The organism is Pseudomonas sp. Pseusp49 (assembly GCF_059491875.1).
The window spans coordinates 3164630-3183279 of sequence record NZ_CP168514.1 but is presented as its reverse complement, the minus strand read 5'-3'; the positions used below and the strand labels follow the sequence as shown (position 1 = coordinate 3183279).

The 18650-nt window shown below is 59.4% G+C and carries 21 protein-coding genes; 14 read left to right on the top strand and 7 right to left on the bottom strand.

The window, feature by feature from the left end; genetic code table 11:
• The first annotated feature begins 21 nt into the window (after window positions 1-21).
• Window positions 22-1119 carry a GNAT family N-acetyltransferase/peptidase C39 family protein gene (locus ACEN83_RS14375; protein WP_495580697.1) on the top strand — a complete coding sequence of 366 codons (1098 nt, stop codon included), beginning with the start codon at window positions 22-24 and terminating at the stop codon, window positions 1117-1119.
• Window positions 1120-1209: 90 nt separating this feature from the next.
• Here the strand turns inward: ACEN83_RS14375 and ACEN83_RS14370 are convergent, their stop codons facing one another.
• On the bottom strand, window positions 1210-2361 hold the full coding sequence (locus ACEN83_RS14370) for a PQQ-dependent sugar dehydrogenase (protein WP_495580696.1): 1152 nt from the start codon (window positions 2359-2361) through the stop codon (window positions 1210-1212).
• Window positions 2362-2425: 64 nt separating this feature from the next.
• Window positions 2426-2773: a hypothetical protein gene (locus tag ACEN83_RS14365; RefSeq protein WP_007970033.1), complete on the bottom strand. Its 348-nt coding sequence runs from the start codon at window positions 2771-2773 to the stop codon at window positions 2426-2428.
• Between the two features lie 193 nt (window positions 2774-2966).
• Between ACEN83_RS14365 and ku the strand changes: the two genes are divergently transcribed.
• Window positions 2967-3818 carry a non-homologous end joining protein Ku gene (gene ku / locus ACEN83_RS14360; protein WP_116580412.1) on the top strand — a complete coding sequence of 284 codons (852 nt, stop codon included), beginning with the start codon at window positions 2967-2969 and terminating at the stop codon, window positions 3816-3818.
• Between the two features lie 128 nt (window positions 3819-3946).
• Here the strand turns inward: ku and lpxO are convergent, their stop codons facing one another.
• Window positions 3947-4846: a lipid A hydroxylase LpxO gene (gene lpxO / locus ACEN83_RS14355; protein ID WP_495580695.1), complete on the bottom strand. Its 900-nt coding sequence runs from the start codon at window positions 4844-4846 to the stop codon at window positions 3947-3949.
• Window positions 4847-5334: 488 nt separating this feature from the next.
• Here lpxO and ACEN83_RS14350 point away from each other — a divergent pair, with 488 nt between their 5' ends.
• The 3 genes from ACEN83_RS14350 to ACEN83_RS14340 all read left to right on the top strand — a co-directional run bounded on the left by ACEN83_RS14350 (window position 5335) and on the right by ACEN83_RS14340 (window position 8937).
• The gene (locus tag ACEN83_RS14350) at window positions 5335-6921 is read left to right on the top strand and encodes an ABC-F family ATPase (RefSeq protein WP_033044478.1); all 1587 of its coding nucleotides are present in this window, start codon (window positions 5335-5337) and stop codon (window positions 6919-6921) included.
• A 227-nt stretch (window positions 6922-7148) separates the two neighbouring features.
• Complete coding sequence (locus tag ACEN83_RS14345) at window positions 7149-8345, top strand: MFS transporter (RefSeq protein ID WP_495580694.1); 1197 nt, start codon at window positions 7149-7151, stop codon at window positions 8343-8345.
• A 160-nt stretch (window positions 8346-8505) separates the two neighbouring features.
• Window positions 8506-8937, top strand: a complete 432-nt coding sequence (locus ACEN83_RS14340) for a tail fiber domain-containing protein (protein WP_495580693.1) — start codon at window positions 8506-8508, stop codon at window positions 8935-8937.
• Between the two features lie 28 nt (window positions 8938-8965).
• Here the strand turns inward: ACEN83_RS14340 and ACEN83_RS14335 are convergent, their stop codons facing one another.
• Window positions 8966-10003, bottom strand: a complete 1038-nt coding sequence (locus ACEN83_RS14335) for an alpha/beta hydrolase family protein (RefSeq protein ID WP_218499987.1) — start codon at window positions 10001-10003, stop codon at window positions 8966-8968.
• A 168-nt stretch (window positions 10004-10171) separates the two neighbouring features.
• Complete coding sequence (locus tag ACEN83_RS14330; RefSeq protein WP_495580692.1) at window positions 10172-10783, bottom strand: FMN-dependent NADH-azoreductase; 612 nt, start codon at window positions 10781-10783, stop codon at window positions 10172-10174.
• A 131-nt stretch (window positions 10784-10914) separates the two neighbouring features.
• Between ACEN83_RS14330 and ACEN83_RS14325 the strand changes: the two genes are divergently transcribed.
• Entirely contained in the window at window positions 10915-11823 is a 909-nt protein-coding gene (locus ACEN83_RS14325) for a LysR substrate-binding domain-containing protein (protein ID WP_495580691.1), read from the top strand.
• Complete coding sequence (locus ACEN83_RS14320; protein ID WP_495580690.1) at window positions 11820-12179, top strand: MmcQ/YjbR family DNA-binding protein; 360 nt, start codon at window positions 11820-11822, stop codon at window positions 12177-12179. Before ACEN83_RS14325 ends, ACEN83_RS14320 begins: the two co-directional genes overlap by 4 nt.
• Before the next feature lie 11 nt (window positions 12180-12190).
• Here ACEN83_RS14320 and ACEN83_RS14315 read toward each other — a convergent pair whose 3' ends face one another.
• Window positions 12191-12619, bottom strand: coding sequence for a DUF1294 domain-containing protein (locus ACEN83_RS14315; RefSeq protein ID WP_495580689.1), 429 nt, complete (start codon window positions 12617-12619; stop codon window positions 12191-12193).
• On the bottom strand, window positions 12616-13446 hold the full coding sequence (locus tag ACEN83_RS14310; protein WP_495580688.1) for an undecaprenyl-diphosphate phosphatase: 831 nt from the start codon (window positions 13444-13446) through the stop codon (window positions 12616-12618). Before ACEN83_RS14310 ends, ACEN83_RS14315 begins: the two co-directional genes overlap by 4 nt.
• Window positions 13447-13682: 236 nt before the next feature.
• Here ACEN83_RS14310 and pnuC point away from each other — a divergent pair, with 236 nt between their 5' ends.
• From pnuC to fapE, 7 genes are all read left to right on the top strand, one after another.
• Complete coding sequence (gene pnuC, locus ACEN83_RS14305) at window positions 13683-14246, top strand: nicotinamide riboside transporter PnuC (protein ID WP_495580687.1); 564 nt, start codon at window positions 13683-13685, stop codon at window positions 14244-14246.
• Window positions 14243-14767 (top strand): AAA family ATPase, encoded by a 525-nt coding sequence (locus ACEN83_RS14300; RefSeq protein ID WP_495580686.1) that lies wholly within the window; start codon window positions 14243-14245, stop codon window positions 14765-14767. Before pnuC ends, ACEN83_RS14300 begins: the two co-directional genes overlap by 4 nt.
• 382 nt (window positions 14768-15149) lie before the next feature.
• On the top strand, window positions 15150-15560 hold the full coding sequence (gene fapA, locus ACEN83_RS14295; RefSeq protein ID WP_495580873.1) for a functional amyloid chaperone FapA: 411 nt from the start codon (window positions 15150-15152) through the stop codon (window positions 15558-15560).
• 1 nt (window position 15561) lies between these two features.
• On the top strand, window positions 15562-16176 hold the full coding sequence (gene fapB / locus ACEN83_RS14290; RefSeq protein ID WP_495580685.1) for a fibril amyloid subunit FapB: 615 nt from the start codon (window positions 15562-15564) through the stop codon (window positions 16174-16176).
• Window positions 16177-16240: 64 nt separating this feature from the next.
• Window positions 16241-17068, top strand: coding sequence for an amyloid-like fimbrin subunit FapC (fapC, locus tag ACEN83_RS14285; RefSeq protein WP_007970056.1), 828 nt, complete (start codon window positions 16241-16243; stop codon window positions 17066-17068).
• A gap of 61 nt (window positions 17069-17129) precedes the next feature.
• The gene (gene fapD / locus ACEN83_RS14280) at window positions 17130-17810 is read left to right on the top strand and encodes a fibril amyloid maturation endopeptidase FapD (RefSeq protein WP_495580684.1); all 681 of its coding nucleotides are present in this window, start codon (window positions 17130-17132) and stop codon (window positions 17808-17810) included.
• Between the two features lie 26 nt (window positions 17811-17836).
• Window positions 17837-18646, top strand: coding sequence for a fibril amyloid subunit FapE (gene fapE, locus ACEN83_RS14275; RefSeq protein WP_495580683.1), 810 nt, complete (start codon window positions 17837-17839; stop codon window positions 18644-18646).
• Window positions 18647-18650: the final 4 nt, after the last annotated feature.

The window sequence follows — 18650 nt, the reverse complement described above, 5'->3', positions numbered from 1 at the left end:
GCAACTTTTACGGCGGTCATTATGAATACAGTTTTTCGTTTGGCGGTAATAGAGGACTTACCCGCACTGTTGCAACTTGAAGAGCAATGCTTTACCACCGATCGGCTCAACAGCCGCAACTTTCAATGGATGATCAGCCGCGCCAACGGGCAACTGCTCGTGGCCCAGCGCGACGAGCATCTGCTGGGTTACGCCCTGGTGCTTTTCCATCGGGGTACGTCGCTGGCGCGTCTCTATTCGATCGCCATCGCGGCCCAGGCGCGGGGCAATGGCCTGGGCAAGCAACTGCTCGATCGCGCCGAAGCCATTGCCCTGGAACACGATTGCGCCTATTTGCGTCTGGAGGTGCGTATCGACAATCCGGCGGCGATTGCCCTGTATGAACGTAACGGGTACCGACGCTTTGCCCTGGTCCACGACTATTATCAGGATCACGCCGATGCGTTGCGCCTGGAAAAACGCATCCTCCAACACCGCGAATCACGCAACATTCAAGTGCCCTACTACCCGCAGACCACCGATTTCACCTGCGGACCGGCCTGCCTGCTCATGGCCATGGGCGCGTTGCAGCCGGGGCGTGTGCTGGAGCGGCGTGAAGAACTGCAAATCTGGCGCGAAGCAACCACCGTGTTCATGACCTCCGGCCACGGTGGTTGTAGCCCGCAAGGCCTGGCATTGGCGGCCTGGCGCCGCGACTTTCGGGTGCACCTGCAACTGAGCAAGGCCGGGCCATTGTTCCTTGACGGGGTGCGCGATGAGCATAAAAAAGACGTAATGCGCCTGGTGCACGAAGACTTCACCGCGCAGCTGCTTGCCAGTGACGTCCTGTGCGAGATCGGCGGGCCACTGGATCTTGCGCAACTGCTGGAGCATGGCGGGCAACCGTTGGTGCTGATCAGCAGCTATCGCCTGACCCGCTCCAAATCGCCGCACTGGGTGATGGTGACCGATTGCGATGACGAATTTGTCTACCTGCACGATCCCGATGTGGACCACAGCCAGCATCGCCAGGCCATGGACTGCCAGCACCTGCCGGTCAGCCATGGGGAGTTCGAGAAGATGTGCAGCTTTGGCCGGGACAAATTGAGGGCGGCTGTGATTGTGTATGGACAGAAGTAGTCGCTGGTTCTCACACCGCCTTCGCGCTCCCACACTTGAAATGCATTCCCCTGTGGGAGCGGGCTTGCTCGCGAAGGCGGCGTGTGGGCCTCACTTCAATCCGACTTTATACAACTCACCATCCTCTTCATCGGTCAACACATACAAATACCCATCCGGCCCCTGCCGCACATCGCGAATGCGCTTTCTCAACGGACCGAGCAAGCGCTCCTCGTGCACCACCTTGTCGCCATCGAACTCGAGGCGGATCAGCTCCTGGCTGACCAGCGCGCCGATGAACACGTTGCCTTGCCAGGCCTTGAACCGATCGGCATCGTAGAACGCCATGCCGCTCAGCCCCGGGGACTTTTGCCAGACATGGTTCGGGGCAACGGTACCTTCAACGGTTTCCCCCCTGGCTTCGGGAATCGGTTTACCGGAGTAGTTGATGCCATGGGTCGCCAGTGGCCAGCCGTAGTTCCTGCCACGCTCGATGATGTTGATTTCATCGCCGCCCAGCGGGCCATGTTCGTTTTCCCACAGCGTGCCGTTCCACGGGTTGAGTGCCGCGCCTTGCGGGTTGCGCTGGCCGTAGGACCAGATTTCCGGGCGCACGTTGGCCTGGCCGACAAAGGGGTTGTCCTTGGGCACCGTGCCGTCCGGGTAGACTCGCACCACCTTGCCTTGCAACTTGTCGAGATCCTGGGCGGTCGCGCGGTCGTTGTTTTCCCCCAGCGTCACGAACAGATAGCCGTCGCGATCGAACACTATTCGCGAACCAAAATGGTTGCCTTCCGAGAGTTTGGGTTCCTGGCGCAGGATCACCTGGAAGTCCTTGATCGCCGTCAGGTCGTCGGAGAGCCGGCCGCGCCCCACCGCAGTACCGGCCTTGTTATCCTCTCCACCCCCTTCGGCATAGGACAGATAGACCATCCGGTCCTGTTTGAAATCGGGTGACAGCGCCACGTCGAGCAAGCCGCCCTGGGCCTTGGCCCAGACCGTGGGCACGCCATTGAGCGGTGCCGACAGCTTGCCGTCGGCGGTGACCAGCCGCAGGTTGCCGGGACGCTCGGTGACCAGCATGCTTTTACCATCCGGCAGGAATGCCAGTGCCCAGGGGTGCTCCAACCCCGTCACGACGGTGGTCACCTCGAGTGTGCCCTCTTCGCTTTTCATGGTCTGGGTGGGCGCGGCAAGCACAGGGACAGTGGCTGTGATCAATACGCTGGCACAGAGGATCGCCAATGGGTTTTTGCGCAACATGCAGACTCCTCTTCTGATGACCATGAGGTCTGAAAAAATAGTGGCCACCCGTCATGCCGGCCACTCAACGGTTGCCGGTACCGGCGTCCCGTGGCGCAGGATTGGGAATGAATGTCGGCGGGCTGGCGGGAGCGCTCCGCTCGGGATAGCGATTTCCGATGCCGCCGTTGTCCAGTGTCGGCGGGCGCGGGACCGGCACGGTATTGGGCCCGCGAATCGCCGGGGCACTGGGTCGGGTGCCTTGCATGCTGTTGGGGTTGGCCCGGTTGATCGGGCTGCTGTAAGGATTGTTGTTGGTGCTGCCCGGCAGGTTCTGGGCCACGCGCAACGAAGCAGAGGTGTCGGCCTCGACCTGTGGGGCCAGCATGGCACTCAAGGCCAGCGCAACGACGCCAGACAGGTATCGGTTCATGGGAGGGCCTCGCTGCGTCACGTGGATAAGGACTTCGATACCACGCTACGCCCGGGGTTCGTATTTGTTAACAAAAACCTCCCCGGCAAGATGTAACACGACGTTGATCCGGTTAAAGGAACGGCCACGCAGACCATGGAAACTTTTGCTCAAGGCCGCAGGTCACCTGAACATCACTCGCGAGTAGACGACCATGGCACGGGCAATCTGGAAAGGCGCAATCAGCTTCGGACTGGTGCATATCCCCGTGGCGCTGGTCTCGGCAACGTCCTCCCAAGGCGTCGATTTCGACTGGCTCGACAGCCGCAGCATGGACCCGGTGGGCTATAAGCGTGTCAACAAGGTCACGGGCAAGGAAGTCACCAAGGAGCATATCGTCAAGGGCGTGCAATACGAAAAGGGTCGGTACGTGGTGCTCAGTGAGGAGGAGATCCGCAGCGCGCACCCGCTGTCGACCCAGACCATCGACATTTTTTCCTTTGTCGACGGCGAGCAGATTCCCTTGCAGAACATCGACACGCCTTACTACCTGGCGCCCGACAAGCGCGGCGGCAAGGTCTATGCGCTGCTGCGCGAAACCCTGAGCAAAACCGGCAAGGTCGCCCTCGCCCATGTGGTACTGCATACCCGCCAGCACCTGGCCGCGCTGATGCCGCTGGAGTCTGCGCTGGTGCTGGTGATGCTGCGCTGGCCGGCGGAAGTCCGAAGCCTCGATGAGTTGGCGCTGGGCAGCGAAGTGACCCGGCCGGAACTGGCCAAGGGAGAACTGGACATGGCCAGGCGCCTGGTGGAGGACATGAGCGCCCAGTGGACGCCGCAAGACTATCGGGATGGTTTCGAGGACAAGATCATGGCCCTGGTGGACAAGAAGGCCCATGAAGGCAAGATCGAAGACGTCGAGACAGCCTCGGGTGAAGAGCTACGTAAAACGGCGGATGTCATTGACCTGACCGAGCTGCTCAAGCGTAGCCTGGGCAGCAAGGGTACAACGGCAAAGCCGAAAGCGAGCAGCAAACCGGCCGCGAAGAAGAAAGTCAGCAAGTGATGCGCTGGATGTTCCGGCCCCTTCGTCGGAACGCCGCCCGGAGCAAGCCCGCTCCCACAGGATTTTCGCAGTAAGGCAGATCGTGCCTTACACCGTTCGCGAAGGTGTGTTGCGCCTGAACGAAACAATCAGATCAGAATGATGACCACCAGCAACCCGGCGAAGATCGACCACTTCTCGAGGTAGTAAAGCTTGCGGTTGCGCTTTTTCAGTTGTTTGCCGTGCAGGCGAACCTTGTAGATCTTGCCGAACAGGCGGTTGAGGCCGCCGGTCCTGTCGCCCGCCTCGTTGGGCGCACCCGCCGCCGACATGACATGCCGACTGAACCAGCGATTGAATGCCGCTGCCCACCTGTATTTCATCGGCCGCTCGACGTCGCAGAACAAAATGATGCGGTTCTGCTGCGTGGTGTTTTGCGCGTAATGAATGTAGGTCTCATCGAACATCACCGCTTCACCATCGCGCCAATGGTAGTCCTGGCCATCGACATTGATGTAGCAACCCTCGGCGTTGGGGGTTTCCAGCCCCAGGTGATAACGGTACGAACCGGCATACGGGTCGCGGTGGCGCACCAGTCTGGATCCCGGTGGCAACTCGGCGAACATTGCCGCCTTGATCGAACCAATGCCCTGCACCAGCTCGGTGGTGCGCGGACAGAGCTTCATGGCCGATGGATGGCTGTCGCCGTACCACTTGAGATAGAAGCGTTTCCAGCCGGTCTTGAAAAAGGAGTTGAAACCGACGTCATCGAATTGGTTCGAACGCTTGATCTCGCCGGCCCGGAGCAAATTCTGGCCTTCGGCACGAATTTCTTCCCAGTGCGCCTGCAGCGGACGGAGGTCGGGGAAGTCGGCCGGGTCGAGATAGGGTTTGTTGGGGATTTTCGAAAACAGATAAAGAAAGCAATTGATCGGCGCCAGAAACGTCGAGTGATCACTCAACTGGCGGCCCAGCTTATGGCGCACTTGGCCACGCAGGTGAACATACGCTATAGAGACAACGTAGATAACGGCAATGATCAGTTTCACGGAAATCGTCACACGTCAGAAGAAAACAAACTGCGCCCTGTACCGGCGTGCCGGTCCCCGGGTCTTGTGCAGCGGCTGAAAACGAAACAGCGGCCCCGTAGCGCCATCGAGCTGCTCCGACGATCGGCGCTCAGCCGACGGATGGCATTTTAGCCACAGTTTGTAACCAATAGTTAACCTGTAACTGTGAAAATCTGTCCACAAAATCCGCCGAAACGTCACTGCGGCCTCAACGCCCTATCGTTTAAAGAGCCAGACCAGTACAATCGCCGCCAAACTTTACGCGCCCCCAAGTTGAAAGCGGGAAATTCCCCTTTCAGCGCACATCGACTCGGGCCAAGCGCACCACATGCTGCTGTCCACTTAATGCCAGATGGAACTTCCACTGCCGACCGGGATGAATGTCCCGCAGTCCGGACAGTGGAAACGGGTACTGAACCGGTACTGCCGCAACCCTAGCTACTCTGAATGCTTCGCAGGAAAAACCTTTGATTTCTACAGCTAACATCACGATGCAGTTCGGCGCCAAGCCGCTCTTCGAAAACGTTTCGGTCAAGTTCAACGGTGGCAACCGTTATGGCCTGATCGGCGCCAACGGTTGCGGCAAGTCGACCTTCATGAAGATCCTCGGCGGCGACCTCGAGCCGTCCGGCGGCCAGGTCATGCTGGAGCCGAACGTGCGCCTGGGTAAATTGCGCCAGGACCAGTTCGCCTACGAAGAATTCACCGTGATCGACACCGTGATCATGGGTCACGAAGAGCTGTGGAAGGTCAAGGCCGAGCGCGACCGCATCTATTCGCTGCCGGAAATGAGCGAAGAAGACGGCATGGCCGTGGCCGAGCTGGAAACCGAATTCGCCGAAATGGACGGCTACACCGCCGAATCCCGCGCCGGTGAACTGCTGCTGGGCCTGGGTATTCCCCTGGAACAGCATTTTGGTCCGATGTCCGAAGTGGCTCCGGGCTGGAAACTGCGCGTATTGCTGGCCCAGGCGCTGTTCTCCGATCCGGAAGTGCTGTTGCTCGACGAACCGACCAACCACCTGGACATCAACACCATTCGCTGGCTGGAATCGATTCTCACCGTGCGTAACAGCACCATGATCATCATTTCCCACGACCGTCACTTCCTCAACAGCGTCTGCACTCACATGGCCGACCTGGACTATGGCGAGCTGCGCCTGTTCCCGGGCAACTACGACGAGTACATGACCGCGGCGACCCAGTCCCGCGAGCAACTGTTGTCGGACAACGCCAAGAAGAAAGCGCAGATCGCCGAACTGCAAACGTTCGTCAGCCGCTTCTCGGCCAACGCTTCGAAAGCCAAGCAGGCCACTTCCCGGGCCAAGCAGATCGACAAGATCCAGCTGGCCGAAGTCAAGCCATCGAGCCGCGTGAGCCCGTTCATCCGCTTCGAACAGACCAAGAAACTGCACCGCCAGGCCGTGACCATCGAGCAGATGTCCAAGGGCTTCGACGGCAAGACCCTGTTCAAGAACTTCAGCTTCACCGTCGAAGCCGGCGAGCGCGTGGCGATCATCGGCCCGAACGGTATTGGCAAGACCACCCTGCTGCGTACCTTGATGGGCGAGCTGACCCCGGACGCCGGCTCCGTGAAATGGACCGAAAGCGCGGAACTGGGCTACTACGCCCAGGACCACGCCCATGACTTCGAAGACGACGTCAGCCTGTTCGACTGGATGGGCCAGTGGACCCAGGGCGAGCAGATCATTCGCGGCACTCTGGGTCGCATGCTGTTCTCCAACGACGAAATCCTCAAGTCGGTCAAGGTCATTTCCGGTGGTGAGCAAGGCCGCATGCTGTTCGGCAAGCTGATCCTGCAAAAGCCGAACGTTCTGGTGATGGACGAACCGACCAACCACCTGGACATGGAATCCATCGAGGCGCTGAACCTGGCGCTGGAAAACTACCCGGGCACGCTGATCTTCGTCAGCCACGACCGTGAGTTCGTATCGTCCCTGGCCACCCGCATCATCGAGTTGAGCCCGAACGGCGTGACCGACTTCAGCGGCACCTATGATGATTACCTGCGCAGTCAGGGTGTGGTGTTCTAAGGGCAGCGATCAGTTTTAAGCTGCAAGTTAAGAGCCCTGTCCATGTGACGGGGCTTTTTGTTTTTGAAGGTCAAAAGATCGCAGCCTGCGGCAGCTCCTACAGTTGTCGGTGTGCACCCTGTAGGAGCTGCCGAAGGCTGCGATCTTTTAATCGTTAGCCTGCTTCCTTTTATCCCACCGCCGCGCCATGATGCAGTTCTCCCACCGCCGCCCGCGAACGAGCCCTCATGTCTGTGCCGCAAGTGCCCCCGCAAAGCGCCATGGCGATCACCCTGCAGATCGTCTCCATCGTGTTCTACACCTTTATTGCCTTCCTCTGCATCGGTTTGCCGATTGCGGTATTGCCGGGTTATGTCCACGAACAACTGGGGTTCAGCGCCATCGTGGCCGGGCTGACCATCGGCTCGCAATACCTCGCCACCCTGCTCAGCCGCCCCATGGCCGGGCGCATGTCGGACAGCGTCGGCACCAAGCGGGCGATCATCTATGGCTTGTCCGGGATTGTGCTCAGTGGCCTGTTGACGCTGCTGTCGACCCTGTTGCAAGGTTTTCCGCTGCTCAGCCTGCTGGTCCTGATCGCCGGGCGCCTGTTACTGGGCATTGCCCAAGGCTTGATCGGCGTCGGCACCATCAGTTGGTGCATGGGCCAGGTGGGCGCCGAGCACACCGCGCGGTCGATTTCCTGGAATGGCATCGCCTCCTATGGTGCGATTGCCATTGGGGCGCCGCTGGGCGTGGTCATGGTGCAACAACTCGGTTTCGCCAGCCTGGGCATCGCCCTGTCGCTGCTGGCCCTGGCTGCACTGTTGCTGATTCGCAACAAGCCCTCGGTGCCAGTGGTACGCGGTGAACGCCTGCCGTTTTGGGCGGTGTTCGGACGCATTGCGCCGTTTGGCGCGAGCCTGAGCCTGGCTTCCATCGGCTACGGCACCCTGACGACTTTTATCACCTTGTATTACGTCAATCGCGGCTGGACCGGTGCCGCCTATTGCCTGACCGTGTTCGGGGTCTGTTTCATTCTGTCGCGGCTGCTGTTCATTTCCGCCATCAACCGATTCGGCGGGTACACCTCCGCCATTGCCTGCATGTGCATCGAGACAGTGGGCCTGGTGTTGCTGTGGCTGGCCCCGTCGACCGGGTACGCGCTGATCGGCGCCGGCCTGACCGGCTTCGGCCTGTCGCTGGTGTACCCGGCGCTGGGCGTCGAGGCCATCAAACAGGTGCCCAATTCCAGCCGGGGCGCAGGCTTGAGTGCCTATGCGGTGTTTTTCGACCTGGCGCTGGCGATCGCCGGCCCGTTGATGGGCGCAATTGCATTGAACCTGGGGTATTCGTGGATTTTCTTTAGTGCGGCGTTGTTGTCGATAACCGGACTTTGTTTGACACTGATGCTGTTTCGTCAGTACCGACAAAGAGCCGGCTGAATCTTCTAATAACAATAAAGATTAAATTGTTTCAAACTACAATTTAAATGAAACATCCAGAATCGATTAGTTAGAAGTGCCAGCATTGTTTCGGCAGTAATCTTTGACAAAATCCGGCGCGCTACTTTCTCATCAAGTCGAAAATCAGGATGTACCAAAAATGCGCATACTGCCTTTAGCTTTTCTCGCCCCGGCAATGGTTCTTTCACTTTCTTCCACTGCCCATGCGGAAAACTCGACACAGCAAATCTGTCATAACGGTCAATGTTGGGACATCGGCGACCCGCCGCGGCCGGGTGACGAGTGCTGCCCATTCAGCGACGAGCGACTGAAAACCGATGTGAAACGCCTCGAAAACCCAACGGAAAACCTACTGAAACTTCACGGAGTTACATTCAACTGGAAACAAAACAAACAGGCCGATGTTGGCTTGATAGCTCAGGACGTACAAAAGATTTATCCACAGTTAGTGCGCACCGAAGGCGAACACCTGCAAGTGGACTATCAAAAACTGGTAGCGCCGCTTATCGAGTCTGTTCGCGAACTTGATGCCAGAGTTAAAACACTGGAAACAGCGTTGGCCAACAAGTAAGGGTTAATGAAATCCGCCGATCCTGCGTTCATTGATCGGCGGTCTGCATCCCCGCCCGGGTCGCCCGGCCCAAGGTGCGCGAGAAGAAACTTCCGGCTTCAGAGATCAGATTGCGGTGAATGTCCTGCCGATCGACGCCATCGGCATCGGTACACAGCGCAGGCATGATCGCGATCTGCTCGTCATTGCACGGCGCCATGAAGACGAAGTGCCCTGCTCCCGCCAGTAACTTGAAGTCAGGCGCCGTCGGCAACTTGCGCGCCAGTGCCGCGGCGTTCTTGTCGACCGCCACCAGCTTGTCGCCATCGCCGCTGTAAAGCAGCACCGGCACGTGCACATCGGCCAGGGTGTGGCGACCGAACTTCAGGCTCAGCGGCGCCATCAGCATCAAGGCGTGCACGCGTGGGTCCGCCACCGGCTGCAGGTCGTCGCGATCGACAATCAATTCACCCTGAGTGTTGCAGGCATCGCGGTCGTCCGGACGTTCCTGGCAATAACGGCGCAGGCGATCCAGGTCCGGCGTGGCGCCGGACAGAATCAATGCGGTCTCGCCACCGGCCGAATAACCAATGACGCCGACCTGATCGGCGTTGACGAAGGGGGACAGCATGCGGTCGCCCAGGGTGGCCGTGATGGCTTCGGAAATCTGGATCGGCCGCCCGTACAGGTTACTCAAAGTACCGAGGCGGCTGTGGTCCCTGGAGTTGTCACCGGGGTGGATCACCGCCACCACGACGAAACCTTTGCGTGCCAGCGAGGTGGCGAGGTCGTGCAAGGCCAGGGGGGTTCCGGTGTTGCCGTGGGACAGCATCAGCATCGGGAACCGGCCTATCGCGACCTTGGTGTCCTCCCCGGCTTCGACGGTGTAACCCTCGAGTTTGCTGGTGTGCTCCCAATCACTGGATGGATAGAAGGCGATGGCGCGCATCGGCTGCAGGTCCAGTGGGTCGAGAAACGTCATCTCATGGAAGCCGACGCTCCAGTGCGGATGCGGTGCAGGCGCGGCGTGCACTGTATTCAAGCTGCTGAGCAGGCAAATCAGTAAAGTTGCACAAAGACGCACCATGGGATGCCCCACCTTGTTACCGGACTTGAGACGTACACCCTGGACTGCATAAGTCGGGCCACATCCTGAAACGACCAGAAACAAAAAACTCCGTAGCTGGTACTTGCGTAACCAGAATACAGAGTTTTTTGGGCTTTACCTGAACGGTTGCTAACTTTTACGCAAGCCTTACGCAGCGGCGAACAACTGCTCGCTGATTTGCGTGTGAGCAGCGCTCATGGCTTTGCTGCGTACGTCTTCACCGTAAGCCAGGCCTTCGGCGCGAACGATTTCGATGTCGGTGATACCGATGAAACCGAACAGCAGCTTCAGATATTCTTCGTGGGCAACTCCGGTTGCCTGACCGGCGTGCATGCCGCCGGAAGTCGAAACGATCACCACTTTCTTGCCGCCGCACAGGCCTTCAGGGCCGGCTTCGGTGTAGCGGAAGGTCTGGCCGGCGACGGCAATGCGATCGATCCAGGCCTTCAACTGAGTCGGGATGGTGAAGTTGTACATCGGTGCAGCGATCACGACGGCATCGGCAGCCAGGAATTCGGCCAGGGTCGAGGCGCTCAGTTCGGCTTCGTGCTGTTGTGCGGCGTTGCGCAGTTCAGCGGTGGTGCCGGCGGCGACCAGGGTAGTGGAAGAGAAATGGCTGATGGCGTCAGCGGCCAGGTCGCGGTAGGTCACTACGGCGGTCGGCTCGGCGGCTTGCCAGGCCTTGACGACTTCACCGCTCAACTGACGGGAAGCCGAGTTGTCGCCCAGGATGCTCGAATCGATATGCAGCAATTTCATGTGGGATCTCCAAGTGAGGATCGCCCACAAGGGCGATCTGATGGAACTAATCCTACAGACGAAACCAATAGCTGATTAGTCGGCAACAATGCGATAGTTCGTCTCACAGATAGAACAATCGGATTTACATCATGCAAGACCTCAACGACCTGTATTACTTCGCCAAAGTCGTGGAAGCCGGGGGATTCGCCGCAGCCGGACGCTTGCTGGGCATTCCCAAGTCCCGACTGTCGCGGCGCATAGCCGAACTGGAAGAACGCCTGGGTGCACGTTTACTGCAACGCACCACCCGACAGCTGAAACTGACCGCTGTGGGAGAGCGCTACCTCAGGCACTGCCAGGCGATGCTGCTGGAAGCGGAAATGGCCGACGAGGCCGTGGCCAGCATGTCCAGTGAACCCCGCGGGCGTTTGCGGGTGTCCTGCCCGGTCGGGTTGGCCCACGAAATATTACCGGGGGTGATCAGCGACTTTCTCGAACGCTTTCCGCAGGTCCAGCTGGAGGTCATGCTGCTTAACCGCCGGGTTGACCTGGTGAACGAAGGCATTGACGTTGCCCTGCGTGTGCGGGAGCTGGGCGACGAAGACCCGCTGCTGGTCACCCGCCGCCTGCGTCAGGCGCAGATGCTGCTGGTCGCCAGCCCCGGTTTCCTCAAAGGACGTGAGGTCAATCACCCCGAAGACCTGAAAAACCTGCCGGTGCTCGGCGCCCTGGAAGCCGATCGCATGGTGCACATCCGCCTGCTGGATCAAAAGGGCAAGAGTTGTGAACTTGCGCTCGAGGCCCGGCTGGGCATCGATGACTTTATCGTGCGCAAGGCCAGCACCCTTTCCGGCCTGGGCTTTACGATGCTGCCCATGATGTATTGCGAACAGGAGCTGGAAAACGGCTCACTGGTGCAGTTGTTGCCCGAGTGGTCGTTGCCCGGTGGCTGGCTGCAGGCGGTCTATCCTCATCGACGCGGGGTAATGCCGGCGGTACGCGCCTGGATTGACCACCTGGTCGAATCCTTCAATGCCTGTGGGGAACGATTGTTATGAAAGCTGGACGGATGAGCGAAGAGGACGTCGCGAAGTTCTGCCTCGCCCTGCCCGGTGCACGGGAAGATTACAAATGGGGAGGTGTGCGGGTGTTTTCGATTGCCGGGAACAAGATGTTCGCCTTGCAGGGCTTGAGGGGTGATTCCCTGGCATTCAAGGTCGACAAGGATCTGTTTCTCGGTCACTGCGACCGTCCGGGCATTCACCCGGCGCCGTATCTGGCCCGGGCCCAGTGGATCATCATGCAAACGCCCTACCCGCTCGGCAGCGAAGAACTGCAGGGCTTGCTGCAGCGCTCCCACCAATTGGCGGTGAGCAGACTGCCCAAGCGCACTCAAGTCGGACTGTTGCTGTAGGGCATTGGCTATCAGGTCAAGGCGAACAGATGTGCGCCGAGAAACAGGTGATCGATCCAGAACACCTGGTGCAATAGCACGATGATCCAGAACACCAACTGGTACGAGACTTTGCGGGTTTTGTGGCGAAACGCCTGCTGGGCCAGCAACGCACCGGGCCAACCACCGGCGAGCTCCAGCGCATGCAAGACGTTTTCCGGCGTACGCCATTGCTCGGCGCGCGCCTTGCGCTTGTCGCTCCAGTACAGGAAAAACGTCACGACGCTGACGATGCCGTAGGCCGCGAGGGGAATCAGCGACTCCCCGTGCAGCCATGACGACAGCGAACCCGACAGCGGCAAAGCGCACAGGACGGCAAACACCAGCCACTTCAGCCGTGAATGGCGGATCTGTCCCCCGGACTGGCGTCCGGGGTTGTTGCGCGAACCGGAGTCACTCACGGCTTGGCCGCGCTCCAGTCGACCCAGCCGAACTGCCAGGTCGCCAGGATGATCAGGCCGAACACAATGCGATACCAGGCAAACGCCGCATAGCTATGGTTGGCGATGAACTTGAGCAACCCGCGGACCGCAATCATCGCAAAAATGAACGCGGTGACGAAGCCGATGGCGAACACCGGGAAATCCGCCGGGACAAACAACTGACGGTACTTGTAGCCCGAGTACACCGCTGCGCCGACCATGGTCGGCATCGCCAGGAAGAACGAGAACTCGGTAGCGGTCTTGCGCGACAGGCCGAACAGCAGACCACCGATGATGGTCGAGCCCGAACGCGAAGTGCCCGGAATCATCGCCAGGCATTGGGCCAGGCCGACTTTCAAGGCATCTTTCCAGGTGATGTCATCCACGGATTCGGCGTGTACTTCATGCTGGCGGCGCTCGGCCCACAACATGATGATCCCGCCCACGACCAGCGCGGTTGCCACGGTGATCGGATTGAACAGGTAATGGTGGATCAGGTCGGCGAAGATCACGCCCAACACCACGGCCGGCAAGAACGCGATCAACAGGTTCGCGGTAAACCGCCGGGCACCCGGCTGGGTTGGCAGACCGACGACCACGTCAAGGATCTTGCGTCGAAACTCCCACACCACCGCCAGGATGGCACCCAGCTGAATGATGATGTTAAACGCCATCGCCCGCTCGCCCCCGAAACCGAGCAAGTCGGCCACGATGATCTGGTGGCCGGTACTGGAAATGGGCAGGAACTCGGTCAGCCCTTCTACAACCCCAAGAATCAATGCCTGAAAGGCGGTCCAAAGATCCATCAATCCCCCAAAAGGCTATGCGCGCCGGCATGCCCCGTTAATATTTTTTCAAATGCTTTGATTGCACTCAGCGTAGCTGAGGTCCCGCGCATCAAGGATCACCACAGAACCGTTAAAATCCTGTGAAAAAAACCAGCTTGAATCAGCTTTACCCGTGCGGGGGGCGAAATCCTATCAGACAAGTCCGATCGGCGGTTACAATCCGCCCCCCTCTTCGATTACCCCAAGGTATCTCCATGTCCGGGCTTGAACTGTTTGCCGCCGCCCTCGGTGTCATTGCCGTCTGGCTGACGGTCAAACAGAACCCCTGGTGCTGGCCGATCGGCCTGGTCATGGTGCTGCTCTACAGTTGGATCTTTTTTGAAGTGAAGCTGTATTCCGACATGCTGCTGCAAGTCGTCTATGCCGCCTTGCAACTTTACGGCTGGTGGCAGTGGACACGGGGTGGCGACACGACCCATGGCCGCGAAGTCAGTCGCCTCGACGCTCGAACCCTGGTGTTGAGCCTGGCCATCGGCGCAGTCGGCAGTCTGTTGCTGGGAGCGGCCATGGCCTACTGGACCGACGCTGCACAACCCTGGCTTGATGCGGCGCTGACCGGATTCAGCCTGGTAGCGCAGGTCTGGATGGCGCAAAAACGTGTCCAGTGCTGGCCGTTGTGGATCGCCCTGGATGTGATATTCGTCGGGTTGTTCGTCTATAAAGGCCTGTACCTGACCGCCACCCTGTACGGGTTGTTCGCCGTCATCGCCGTACAGGGCTGGCGCGAATGGCGTGCCGATCCGGCATTTCGCGCATGAAAGTCCTGGTCCTCACAGGCCCTGAATCCAGCGGTAAAAGCTGGCTGGCGGCTGAGTTGCAACAGCGTTTCGGCGGTATGCTGGTTGATGAGTACGTGCGTCGGTTCATCGAGCAGAATCCTCGGGACACCACGTTGGCCGACATTACGCCCATCGCCCGCGGTCAACTGGCATGGGAAGACCAGGCGAGGGTGCAACACCCCCCCTTGCTCATCCTCGACACGCACCTGCTGAGCAATATCCTCTGGAGCCAGACCCTGTTCGGCGATTGCCCCGCCTGGATTGAACCAGCGCTACTGGCCCGGCATTACGACTTGCACCTACTGCTGTCACCGGAGCACGTCGAGTGGACGGATGACGGCCAGCGTTGCCAACCCCGATTGAGTCAGCGCCAGGTATTTTTCGAGCAGACCCTGGCCTGGCTTGAACGCCACGCACAACCGGTTCAAGTGCTGCACGGAGATTGGGCAGAACGCCGAATCCAGGCACTCAACGCAGTGACCCGATTGCTCGGCGCCTGACCGGCATTTGGGGCAATCCCCCCATCTTCCGCCTGCTGAGGGGGGGGAAGTGTCCGATCCTGAAACACCCTCCCTGCCTGAAACTACCCATTTCAACGCTCCTCCTCGTTTGCTCACCGCAGGTGTTAAGGCGTTGTTACAACAACGCTAGAACCTTTGTTCCAGAGGGGTTGGCCCGCAATTACGGTCTACCTGCGCAGGGATTTGTCTCACCGTTGATACACTGTCGACACAGGGTTCCCGAACCAGGTCTGTAAACCATTGAATCAACTCGATATTCAAAAGGCGGCACAGCTTTCGCTCTATTCCTAAAACAGCTGACCGGGGCCAGCTTACAAATGAAGGAATGAATGTCGTGGAGATATTCAAAAAAAAAGGCTTGATGTGCCTTCTGCTGATCGCGAGCACTGCCGGCACTGTTCTCAGTTTCACCGTTCAAGCCGAAGGCAACGGTGTCATCGTGCTTGATCGTACCGTTCACCCAACGCTCATCGGTCGCGGCGGCGGCAGGGATCCGAACCCGGCCACCATCAGTGCCAACCCTTCTGCCCGCGTCACCGGCGAACTCAGCGACGCCGATATCGCCGGGGTAACCACCGGAACGACCCCTCATAACAGCTTCGGGCAAAACCCGGGCGGCATGCAAGGCCTGAGTGTCATCACCAACCCCAACGGTTTGCCTGGCATGTCCGTCGGCCACAGTGGTGGCAGTGGCGGCGCCATTTCAGGAACCATCAACCGTGCCATGAGCACCGGCCTCAGCCCACTGGGTAGAATGGCGGGGGGGCAATGAGATGGATCGTTCCTTTCTGATACCTGCGCTTTTACCTGCCCTGTTGACTGCCCTGTTGCTTGCCCTGCTCGGCGGCACCAGCGCGATGGCCGATTCGGGCGTCAGTTCGGTGAACAACGCCACCCTCCTGGACTCCGGTACCCAATACCGCGGCAACTTCAGCGTCAACCAGGCGGCGGGTGATCAACAGCAGCAGGCCAACGTCCGCGCGATCGCCATTGGTACCCAAGCCGGTGCAACTACCAGCGTCAGGCAGAGAATCACCACGCCCGCCAATGCATCGATGGATGCGACGGCCACTATCGGCGGCACCTCTTTCAGTCATGGCAGCGGCGTACTGGGCGTCAACCAGAGTGCCGGTGCGAACAACCAGATGGCCAATGCCCTGCGCATCAGTATCGGCGCTGCACCGCAAGCCATCGACGACAGTGCTCTTTCTCAACAGAACGTGGCGTTGCTACCGAACTCGGGAGCAACTGGCACCCCAATCGGCAGTCGCCAGGTCGTGACAAGCGACCAGGCATTCACTGGCAGCCGGGGCGTGATCCAGGTGAACCAGAGTGCCGGGGTGGGGAACCGAATGGCTAACACCCTGAGTATCCGGGTCTCTGACTGACCCCGATACAGCGCGAATGGGGAAGTACCAACACTTGAACTACCAATGAGCACGGAGAATCACCATGAACCCGACAACTGCTCTCAAACCACTGGCTTTCGCCCTGGCAGCAGTGATGGCATTCGCAGCCCAGGCTGATCCCGTGCAGGGCAATGGACAGGGCAGCAACCAACAGTCCAATGGCCCGTCGCTGGATCAAATTCTGCAAATCACCTCAGGCGCCGGGGCCGCCGTGCTGGACTCGCAGGAAAGCAGTGACAGCGGGGTAGTGAACCGGGGCACACAAAACGACGGCAAAATCGATAACTCCCTGAACAGCTCCAACGGCAACATGGGCGCCAACGTTGCAGCCGGTAACGGCAACCAGCAAGACAACGCCGCCGCCCTTGCCACGGCGGACGAAGCCTTCATCTTCGGCTCCGCCGTCACCGTCTCCAGCGCGACTCAGAAGAGCACCGGCAACACCGCCAGGAACCACTCCAACACCAACAACACAACGCTCAATAACGCGGGCAACAGCGGTTCCGGCAACATCGGCATCAACGTGACCACCGGCGACTTCAACCAACAGAAAAACAACCTGGCGATTGCCGTTTCGGGCGGCCGTGTAGCAGTCGCCGCCGCGGCGGCCAACCAAAGCACATCCGGGCTGAAAGTCACCAACAACGCCAGGCCTGAGTTCGTACCCGTGGGTGTACTGGGCCTGTCCGGCGTAACCACTCAACAAGTGATGACGCCAGAGGGCTGGAGACCTCCTGTAACCAACAATGCTTCGATCACGGGCTCGATGAACAACTTCTCCGGCAACGGCGGAGCCAACGTGTCGTCCGGCGTCGGCAACCAGCAAAGCAACTCGCTGTCGATCGCCGCAGGCTGCAAATCATGCCCATAATCGCGACCGCCATGAAAGCCTCGGCGACGGCGCTTTTCTTCGGTCTGAAGGCGTATCGTCCATGTGCAAGACGGCCCTTTTCGCCCTGCTGTGCCTGTCTGGCCTGACCCAGGCTGCACAGATGCCGGTTGCCGCCCTGCCGGGCGGCGTGCTGGTGTACAAGCACGTACAGAGTTTGCGTGAGCGCAAGTTCAGCGACATCGTCGAACAGAAAACCGATTTCAGCTGCGGCGCCGCCGCGCTGGCAACGATACTGCGCCAGGCCTATTGGCTTGACGTCGATGAAGAGCACATCATCAAAGGCATGCTGGTCTTTGCCGACCAGGACCTGGTCCGTACCCAGGGTTTTTCCATGCTGGACATGAAGCGCTACATAGAAAGCATCGGCATGCGTGCCCGGGGCTACAAGATCCCGCCTGAAAGACTCGATGCCGTGACGATTCCAGTGGTAGTACTGATGGACATTCGCGGCTACAAGCACTTCGTGGTGTTGCAGCGGGCGGACAGAAACTGGGTGTACATCGGCGACCCGGTGCTCGGTCACAAACGCTACTCCCATGATGACTTTGTCAAAGGCTGGAATGGTATTGTCTTCGCTATCATCGGTCCCGGTTACGACAAGGCCAATGCGTTACGCAGTCCGCCGGAACCGCTGACGGCCAAGAACAAGATGGATAATTTCAACCCGGTCAAAGATGCTGAATTGATGGATTTCGGTTTCATACAGAGCGACTTCTTTTAATCGCCAACAAGATGACAGGGGGCAGGATGCTCCGGGAGCAGCAAATGAAAACCTCGTATTGGGTGGTCACTGCCTGTCTGGCAGCGACCACTTCAGGTTTTGCTGATGAGTTCAGACCCATCGAAATCAAGGACCAGGAACTGGCCGAGTTGCGTGGCCGGTATGTGATGCCGGGGCGGATCATCAGCTTCGGCGTTGTCATGAGCAGTACCTGGCGCAACGCCAGTGGTGATCTGATCGGGGCAACCACCTCGATGCGTCTTCAGGCCGAAACGGTCAAGCCCGAGTTCTATGTTTCAACCTTCAATCACAGTGGTAAAGGCAGTTCGCCCAACTCAGGTACCGGTTCGAGCCACGGCTCAGGCACCGTTTCGGGCACCGCCCCGGGCACCGGTAACATAACGGGTGGTGCGGGACTGAGCACCTCTCAGGGCGTCACCCAGGTCACACGGGCCGCTGGCGATGGCAACAGTGCAAACAACAAGATCGCCATCAACGTCAAAGAGGCCAGCACGGCCCCTGCGCCAGTGCCGAGCCGTGGCCAGGCGCTGGTAGCCGGCCAAACCATCACCGGCAGCAATGCTGCAGGCAGTGTCGCCGTGTCCGCGACCGGCGGCGGCGTTCAGGTGGCCATTACCGCCAACAACAACCAGGGCTCAAGCCTGCAACAAGTCGCCCAGGGCGGGTTACTGCAAGACACCCGGTTGCTGGGCAACAGCAATGTGGTCAACAACATGACGCGACTCAACGTCGTGCTCGACAATAAAGAACCGAGTAATGGTGCATTGGGCTACAACCTGAACCAACTCACCGCATTACGGACCTTGGGGTATTGAGCTA